Origin of the sequence: Thalassospira profundimaris WP0211, assembly GCF_000300275.1 — a bacterium.
GTDB lineage: Bacteria > Pseudomonadota > Alphaproteobacteria > Rhodospirillales > Thalassospiraceae > Thalassospira > Thalassospira profundimaris.
Map to the genome: position 1 here is coordinate 1 of NZ_AMRN01000026.1, position 684 is coordinate 684.

General features: G+C 50.1%; 2 protein-coding genes. Both read right to left on the reverse strand.

Annotated features, from left to right (window positions below; translation table 11 throughout):
- On the reverse strand, positions 1–358 hold a 358-nt coding region (locus TH2_RS20420), incomplete at its 3' end, for a flagellin (RefSeq protein WP_008892352.1).
- A gap of 62 nt (positions 359–420) precedes the next feature.
- A partial coding sequence (locus TH2_RS21845) for a hypothetical protein (RefSeq protein WP_238538742.1) occupies positions 421–684 on the reverse strand: 264 nt, incomplete at its 5' end.

The following is a 684-nucleotide window of genomic DNA, read 5'->3' on the forward strand; positions in this document are numbered from 1 at the left end:
GCAGTTCAGTGAACTCGTCATTGAGGAAGCCACGTTCGGTATCGGACAGGTTGCCTGAGGATGCCTGGACAGCCAGTGTCTTCATGCGCACGAGAACGTCATCAATGGTTGCCATGCCGCCATCGGCGATCTGGAGCATCGAGTTGGCCTGGCCAACGTTGACGGTTGCGGTTTTGAGAGCCTGGGTGGTTGCGTTCAAACGCGCACCGATGGCCATGGAAGCGGCATCGTCACGTGCAGAAACAACACGGGTACCAGAAGACAGTTTTGAAAGGGAACGAGTCGCCATCTCATCGGACGCAGTGAGGTTACGATGAGCTACATTGGCGGCGTAGTTGGAAATGATATTGAGAGCCATTTTTCATCTTCCTACTTGGAATGAACATCAGACACCATGTCTGTATGTGCGTGGCTTGATCCTCAGGAGTTCTTCTTGAACAACCTATAAGAGGTCCACGAGATGTTTAAATGCACTTTGTTGGGTTGGAAGTCCAGAAAAAAATCATCTGAACAGAAATAAAATTCTGAATCGTTTGAAAAACAATGGGTTGGGCAGCGAGACTTTCTTGTTCCGTTCTTCGGAGAGCGAACCGACGCCCAGAAAATCCGAATCGCAGTGATCGCATGACGGCTGTATGGCACCTGATCAAAGAAAATAAAGAAAGGGGCGACCCGAAGGTCGCC